This is a genomic window from Streptomyces sp. NPDC058955, assembly GCF_042741435.1.
GTDB lineage: Bacteria > Actinomycetota > Actinomycetes > Streptomycetales > Streptomycetaceae > Streptomyces.
Window position 1 is genome coordinate 19,048 of record NZ_JBHYKM010000112.1, and the last position, 7,238, is coordinate 26,285.

Here is a 7,238-nt window from a genome sequence, read left to right on the forward strand (position 1 = left end):
CCGCGCCCGCCCCCGCCGCTCTCGCGGGGCGCCACCCGGACGTGTGCCGGCCGGGGGCGTCTGAGCCGGGCCGACGCTCGCCCGCCCGGCCCTTCTCGCACCCCGACGCGGGGATGTGACACGCGTCACACGAAGATCCCGTGCAACGCCTACAACCAAAGGCGGCGGCCGGAGGTCATCTATGCAGCAACACCGAAAAGCCGGAAGGGCGCTGCACTCGGAGGGGGGTGCAGCGCCCTTTCCGTGTGTCCGGGGTCAGGGCGTCTTCTTCGGCGGGACCGCGGGGATGCCGAGGAAGGGCAGCCGCAGGGCGCCGAACGCCTCGGCCGGGACCGCCGGGGACTTCGGTTCGACCGCTGTCACGCGGGTGTACGCCTCGCCCTGCCGGGGCCGCGGGTCCTCCTCGCCCTTGTTGGGCCAGAAGGACATGGCCCGCTCGGCCTGGGCGGTGATCGTCAGGGACGGGTTCACGCCGAGGTTGGCGGAGACCGCCGAGCCGTCGACGACCGAGATGCCGGGGTGGCCGTAGAGCCGGTGGTACGGGTCGATGACGCCGGACTCCGCGTCGGCGCCGATCGGACAGCCGCCGAGGAAGTGCGCGGTCAGCGGGGTGCCCATCAGCTCGCCGATGTTGGAGCCGGCGAAGCCGTTGATCTCCTCGGAGAGCAGGGTGGCGGCCCGGGTCGCCGCCTCGATCTGCGTCGGGTTCGGCGCCCCGTGCCCCTGCCGGGCGGTGAGCAGGCCCTTTCCGATGCCGCCGGGCTTGCGGTAGGTCGTCAGCGAGTTGTCGAGGGACTGCATGACGAGGCCGATGATGGTCTTCTCCGACCAGCGCCGGTTGGAGAGCGAGCGGACCGCGAGCAGCGGGTGGCGGACCATGTTGAGGGCCCAGTTGCGCACCCGGTGGGCGCCGTAGGGCACCTGGAGGACGGTGAGGCCGCCCATCGAGTTGGAGCCCTTGCCGTAGCGGACCGGCTCGATGTGGGTGTTCTCGTCGGGGTGGACGGACGAGGTGATGGCGACGCCGCGGGTGAAATCGGCCTTCTCGTGGCCGTGCTTGCGCCGGTAGCGGCGGTCGGTGGTCTGGGCGCCGACCAGGCCCTCGGAGTTCGTACGGGTCAGCTCGCCGAGCCGGGCGGAGATCCGGGGCAGCAGTCCGCTGTCCTTCATCCGGTGGAGCAGCGTCTGGGTGCCGTACGTGCCGGCCGCGACGACCACCTGGCGGGCGGTGAAGGTGCGGCCCCGGCCCTTCTTGCGGTTGTCGGTGGGGAGGGTCTTCACGGCGTAGCCGCCGCGCGAGTCCTCGGTGACGGCGACGACCGAGGTCATCGGATGGACGACCGCGCCCGCCTTCTCGGCGAGGTAGAGGTAGTTCTCGTTGAGGGTGTTCTTGGCGCCGTGCCGACAGCCGGTCATGCACTCGCCGCACTCGGTGCACGCCTTGCGGGAGGGGCCCGCGCCGCCGAAGAACGGGTCGGCGACCTCCCCGCCGGGCTTCGCCTTCGCCGTACCGTCGCCATCGTCGCCGTCCCCGAAGAAGACGCCGACCGGCGCCATGTGGAAGGTGTCGCCGATCCCCATGGCCTGGGCGGCGGCCTTCAGGTGCACGTCGGAGGGGGTCATCGTCGGATTGAGCCGGACGCCCAGCATCCGCTTGGCCTGGTCGTAGTACGGGGCGAGCTCGGCCCGCCAGTCGGTGATGTCCTTCCACTGCGGGTCGTCGAAGAACGGCGCCAGCGGCTCGTACAGGGTGTTCGCGTAGTTGAGGGAGCCGCCGCCGACGCCCGCGCCGGCCAGCACCATCACGTTGCCGAGCAGGTGGATGCGCTGGATGCCGTACAGGCCGAGCGTCGGGGCCCACAGGAAGTTCTTCAGGTCCCAGGAGTTCTTCGGCAGGCTCTCGCGGGTGAAGCGGCGGCCGGCCTCCAGGACGCCGACCCGGTAGCCCTTCTCGGTGAGCCGGAGGGCCGTGACCGAGCCGCCGAAGCCGGAGCCGACCACGAGGACGTCGTAGTCGTACGCGTCTTCCTCGTCCTGATTTCGGGCAGGGGGTACCGCGGTCATGGCTCTCCTCGTGAGGAAAAGGGCGGAAACGGGCGGGCGGGGGACGGTCCCGGGCCGGGGTCAGCTCAGGCGCAGGGCCTTCAGCGCCTTCAGGGAGAGGCTCATCACCTTCGCGTACGCCTCGTCGTCCATCCCGAAGGACGGCGCGAGCGGCATCAGGCGCTGCTGGGCGACGGTCTGGGCCTCGGTGTACTTGAGGATGCCCTCGGAGCCGTGGCGGCGGCCGAGGCCGGAGTCCTTCATGCCGCCCATCGGGGCGCGGACGCTGCCGTACGCGGGCGCGTACCCCTCGTTGATGTTGACGGTGCCGGTGCGCAGCCGGGCGGCGACGGCGTGGCCGCGGCGCGCGCTGGTGGTCCAGACGGAGGAGTTGAGGCCGTACGCGGTGGCGTTGGCGCGCTCGATCACCTCGTCCTCGTCGGTGAAGCGGTAGATCGAGACGACCGGGCCGAAGGTCTCCTCGGCGCAGACGGCCATCGGGGCCTCGACGCCGTCGAGGATGGTCGGCTCGTAGAAGAGCGGGCCGATGTCGGGGCGGGCGACGCCGCCGGCGACGAGCCTGGCGCCCTTGGCGACGGCCTCGTCGACGTGCCGCGTGACGGCCTCCAGCTGGCGCTCGCCGACGAGGGAGCCCATGTCGGCGCCGTACGCGAGGGAGTTGCCGAGGCGCATGGCCTTGGTGCGGGCGGCGAAGCGCTCGACGAAGGCGTCGGCGATCGACTCGTGCACGTACAGGCGCTCGATGGAGATGCAGAGCTGGCCGGCGGAGGAGAAGCAGGCGCGGACGGCGCCGGCGGCGGCCTTCTCGACGTCGGCGTCGGCGAGGACCAGCATGGCGTTCTTGCCGCCGAGTTCGAGGGAGACGCCGACGAGACGGGCGGCGGCGCCCTGGGCGACCTCGCGGCCGGTGCGGGTGGAGCCGGTGAAGGAGACGTAGTCGGCGTGGCGGACGACCTCGGGGCCGACGACCGGGCCCTCGCCGAGCACGACCTGGAAGACCTCGGCCGGGAGCCCGGCCTCGATGAGCAGGTCACGGGCCCAGAGGGCGGTGAGCGCGGTCTCGGTGTCGGGCTTCATGACGAGGGCGTTGCCCGCCACGAAGGCGGGCAGGGCGTCGCCGACGGAGAGTTCGAGCGGGTAGTTCCAGGGGGCGATCTGGCCGACGACCCCGCGGGGCTGGCGCAGCTCGGTGACCTTGGTCAGGGTCGGGACGACGCCGGTGTGCCGCTTGGCGCGGAGGTACGAGGACGCCTTGCGGCCGTAGTGGCGGGCGGCGACGGCGACCGCGAGGACCTCCTCGTGGGCGTGCAGCCGGGCCTTGCCGGTCTCCAGCTGGATGAGGTCGAGGACCTCGGACTGGCGGGCGAGGACGAGGTCGTGGAAGCGGAGCAGGACGGCGGCGCGGGCCCGGACGGGGGTGGCGGCCCAGGCGGTCTGCGCGGCGCGGGCGCGGGCGAACGCCTCGGCGACGTCCTCGGGGGTGGCCTCGGGCAGGTCCGCCAGCTTCTTCCCGGTGAAGGGGGTGTGGTTGGCGGTGCGGCCGGAGCCGATGACGCCGCGGGTGAGCCGGGCGACCAGCTCGGGCGTCACCACGTCGGCGGCGGTCCGGGCGCCGGCGGGCGCGGGGGCGACCGGGTTGGTCGCGCCGGCCGGGGCGGCGGGGCGGGCCGCCTGCGCGGCGTCGGCGAGAACCGTGGGAGCGGCGGTGGCAGCCTGCGAGTCCGTCATGACGCCGAGCGTAGGCGCCGTTCCGGTCTTTGGGTACCCGCCGGTAACGCGTTTTCACCCCCTGCACACATCGCGCCAGTGATCACTGGCGCGAAAGCCCTGATCAGGGGCTTACGGCTGCCAGGGGGTCCTGGGGAAGATTTTTCCGGCCGTCACGCGCCGGGCGCCCGCCAGTGCTGGAGGACGATGTCGAACTGCTGCCGGGTGGTGTCCCAGCTCGACTGCGGCGAGGACATGTAGATCGCGTACTCGGTGCCGTCGTCGGCGAAGTACACCTGGTCGATCGCGTGCCGCGGCCCCGGGAAGTTCTGCCGCTCGGTCCAGGTGAACTCCCACAGCGCGGACTTCACCTGATCCCGGTAGGTGTTCTGGTTCAGCCACACCCGCTGGTAGTCCATCCGCTTCTTGAGCGTCTTCTCCAGGTCGAGGACGTGCTTGTACGGGTTCTCGAAGTCGGGGCTCTCGTCGACGCTGATCCGGATGCGGTGCCGGCCGCCGTCCGGGGTGTAGTCGATGTTGGCGCCGTCCTTCTGGCGCTTCCAGCCGTCCGGGACGACCAGGCTGAAGCCCGCCGGGTCCTCGACCCGCCGCCAGCCGTCCGGGACCTCGTCCGCCGCCACGCCCTTGCGGGCGGCGGGCGTGGTGACGCCGGAGGTCGGACCGGGGCCGGGCTCGCGGCCGTCGCCCCCGCCGTACTGCATCACGGCGAAGACGGCGCCGCCCGCGACGACGGCGCCGAGCACCGCGGTGAGGACGGCGGAGCGCCAGCGGCCCTTCCCCGCGACGGGGGCGGGCACGGGGGCGTCCAGGGCGGGGACCGTCTCCGACGGCCGTGCGGTGGAGGACCGGCCGGGGACGGGCCACTCCGCCGTACGGGGCGCCGGGGCCGGTACGTCCTCCGGGTCCGCCGCACCGCCCGGCTGACCCGCGTCCAGCCGCATCCGCTGCGTCGGCACGTACGCCTGGGCGGTCTCCGGGCTGCGGCCCTCCATCGCGTCGAGCAGCATCCGCTCGGCCTCGTCCGCGTGCGGCCGCTGTTCCGGGTCCTTGCGCAGCAGCGCCACGATGACGGAGGCGAGCGGTCCCGCGTTCGCCGGGAACGGCGGCTCCTCGCCGACGACGGCCTGCATGGTGCTGATCGGGGAGGTCCGGCGGAACGGCGAGGTGCCCTCGACCGCCGTGTACAGGGTGGCGCCGAGCGACCACAGGTCGGAGGCCGGGCCGGGGTCGCCGCCCCGGACCCGCTCGGGCGCCAGATAGTCGATCGAGCCGACGAGTTCGCCGGTCCGGGTGATGGTGGAGTCGCCCTCGATCGCCGCGATGCCGAAGTCGGTGATGAGGACCCGCCCGTCCCGGGCGAGCAGGACGTTGCCGGGCTTCACGTCCCGGTGGAGCACCCCGGCCGCGTGCGCGGCCCGCAGCGCGCCGACGACGTGCAGACCGACCCGGGCCGCCTCGCGGGGCGCGATCGTGCCGGCCTCCTTGACGGCGTCGGCGAGCGAGGGGCCGTCGACGAACTGCATGACGATCCAGGGCCGGTCGTCGTGTTCGAGGACGTCGTGGACGGTGACCACGCCGGGGTGGGTGATCCGGGCGGCGGCCCGGGCCTCCTTCTGGGTGCGGGCGTGCAGCACCAGCCGGTCGGCCTCGGCGACGAACCGACCCGCCGTCAGCTCCTTCACCGCCACCACGCGGTGCAGCACCTCGTCGTGCGCGCGCCAGACCTTGCCCATGCCGCCGCGCCCGATGGACTCGCCCAGCCGGTACCGCCCGGCGAGCAACAGCCCCGCCCCTGTGCCCTGAGAGTGTTCCACGTGCCCCCGCCCCGTTGCTTCGGATGCCAGGTTACGGAGGAGGGGACGGCGGACGGAACCTCGGGGCCCGCAAAGGAACCGCACCGTGACCGCCGGGGCGCCGCGGGGGCCTCGGTGACGGGCCGTCGCCCGGCCTCAGCGGCCCGGGCGGAAGCCCTTCACGGCCTCCTCGTAGATCTCCGAGACCTTGTCCCGGTCGCTCTCCGGGCCGATGACCTGGACGACGTGGTAGCGGCCGCCGTCGATCAGGGCCAGGTTGCGGACGAAGACCTCGCGGCCGGTGCTGTCGAGCCAGGTGTAGTGCCCCTCGGCGGTGGGCGTGCGGCCGATGTCGACCCGCCGGGCCTTCACCAGCTGCGCCCAGCTGGACTGCCGGTACGGCTCCAGCTCCCGCTCCCTGGAGTTCTGGTACTCCAGCGGGTCGGAGCCGTTGTCCCGGACGCTGTCCCGGCCGGGCACCACGATCATCGTGAAGTCGCCGCCGGTGTAGCGGACTTGCCCCGCGTCGTTGATGGGGCTGCGCCGCCAGTCGCGCGGGACGCCGATCCGGAAGCCCTCCGGGTCCTCGCGGAGCGCGTAACCGGCGGCCAGGGCGGGGCCGGAGGCCGAGGCGGGCGGGGCGGACGGGGTGGACGGGGTGGGCCGGCTCGACGGCGCCGACGGGCTCGGCGCCGGGGAGCTCGGGGCGGCGGGCGGGGCGGAGGACGACGGGGCCTGCGCCGGGGGCGCGGAGGCGGACGGGCGGGCGCCGGCGGGCTCCTCGCCGGCCCTGGGCAGGGCGACGGCGGCGTACGCGAGCGCGCCGCCGGTCAGCAGCAGCACGAACAGCAGCAGGCGACGCCCGAGGGAGCGCGGGGCGGCCGGGGGGCGCGCGGACCGGCGCGGGGGCTCGGGCTCGGCGTCCTCGTAGCCGTACTCGTGCGCGGGCGGCCGGTGCGGCTCGTACGCCTCCTGGGGTTCGTCCGGGAAGAACGGCGCCTGCGGCCGCTCCTCCGGTACGGGGGCGGGCGGGGCGGCCTGCGCGCGGCGGGGTTCCTTGCCGCGCCGGTGCCGGTGGCGCCCCGACCCGGCGGAGGCGCGGCGGCGGCGCACCAGCTCGCCCCGGCGGCGCAGGATCGGCAGCCGTTTCGCGTCGAACGGCGGCGGGGGCACGGCAGCGAGGTCCCCCTCCGGCTCCGGCGCGGACCGGACCAGCGACCGCAGCCAGCCGCGCAGCTCCTCGAAGTCCGGGCGCTCGGTGGGGTCCTGGCGCAGCAGCGACTCCACCACCGGGCGCAGCGGGCCGCACTCCTCGGCGAAGGCGGGCGGCTCGGCGCAGACCAGCTGGACCAGTTCGGCCGCGCTGTCCTCGGGGTAGGGGGCGTGTCCCTGGACGGCCCGGTAGAGCAGCGCGCCGAGCGCCCACAGGTCGGTGGCGGGGCCGATCGGCGGGGCGAGCCGCCAGTTCTCGTGCACGGGCCCGGCCTGTTCGGGCGCCCAGCGCTCGGTGACGGCGCCGACGACCGCGATCCGGGTCTGCCGGGCCCGCTCGGCGGCGAGCCGGGTGTCCGGGCCGCGGTACCGCTCCGCGGCCGGGCCCGGCTGCGCGGGCACGCCGGCCGCGGCGGCCGGCCGGGCCGGCCGGACGGGCTC

General features: G+C 74.5%; 3 protein-coding genes and 1 pseudogene. All 4 read right to left on the reverse strand.

Annotated features, from left to right (window positions below; translation table 11 throughout):
* Positions 1 to 255: 255 nt before the first annotated feature.
* Positions 256 to 2,064: a GMC oxidoreductase gene (locus ACFW1I_RS31075; RefSeq protein ID WP_384676168.1), complete on the reverse strand. Its 1,809-nt coding sequence runs from the start codon at positions 2,062 to 2,064 to the stop codon at positions 256 to 258.
* 60 nt (positions 2,065 to 2,124) lie between these two features.
* Positions 2,125 to 3,792 (reverse strand): succinic semialdehyde dehydrogenase, encoded by a 1,668-nt coding sequence (locus ACFW1I_RS31080; RefSeq protein ID WP_384676170.1) that lies wholly within the window; start codon positions 3,790 to 3,792, stop codon positions 2,125 to 2,127.
* A gap of 152 nt (positions 3,793 to 3,944) precedes the next feature.
* On the reverse strand, positions 3,945 to 5,606 hold the full coding sequence (locus ACFW1I_RS31085; protein WP_384676172.1) for a protein kinase: 1,662 nt from the start codon (positions 5,604 to 5,606) through the stop codon (positions 3,945 to 3,947).
* A gap of 135 nt (positions 5,607 to 5,741) precedes the next feature.
* Positions 5,742 to 7,238 (reverse strand): annotated as a pseudogene (locus tag ACFW1I_RS31090) (serine/threonine protein kinase); the annotation flags it as partial.

Bases quoted from the DNA above. Each gene is read 5' to 3' on its own strand.
- ACFW1I_RS31075 (WP_384676168.1), bottom strand. From the start codon at position 2,064: ATGACCGCGGTACCCCCTGCCCGAAATCAGGACGAGGAAGACGCGTAC.
- ACFW1I_RS31080 (WP_384676170.1), bottom strand. From the start codon at position 3,792: ATGACGGACTCGCAGGCTGCCACCGCCGCTCCCACGGTTCTCGCCGAC.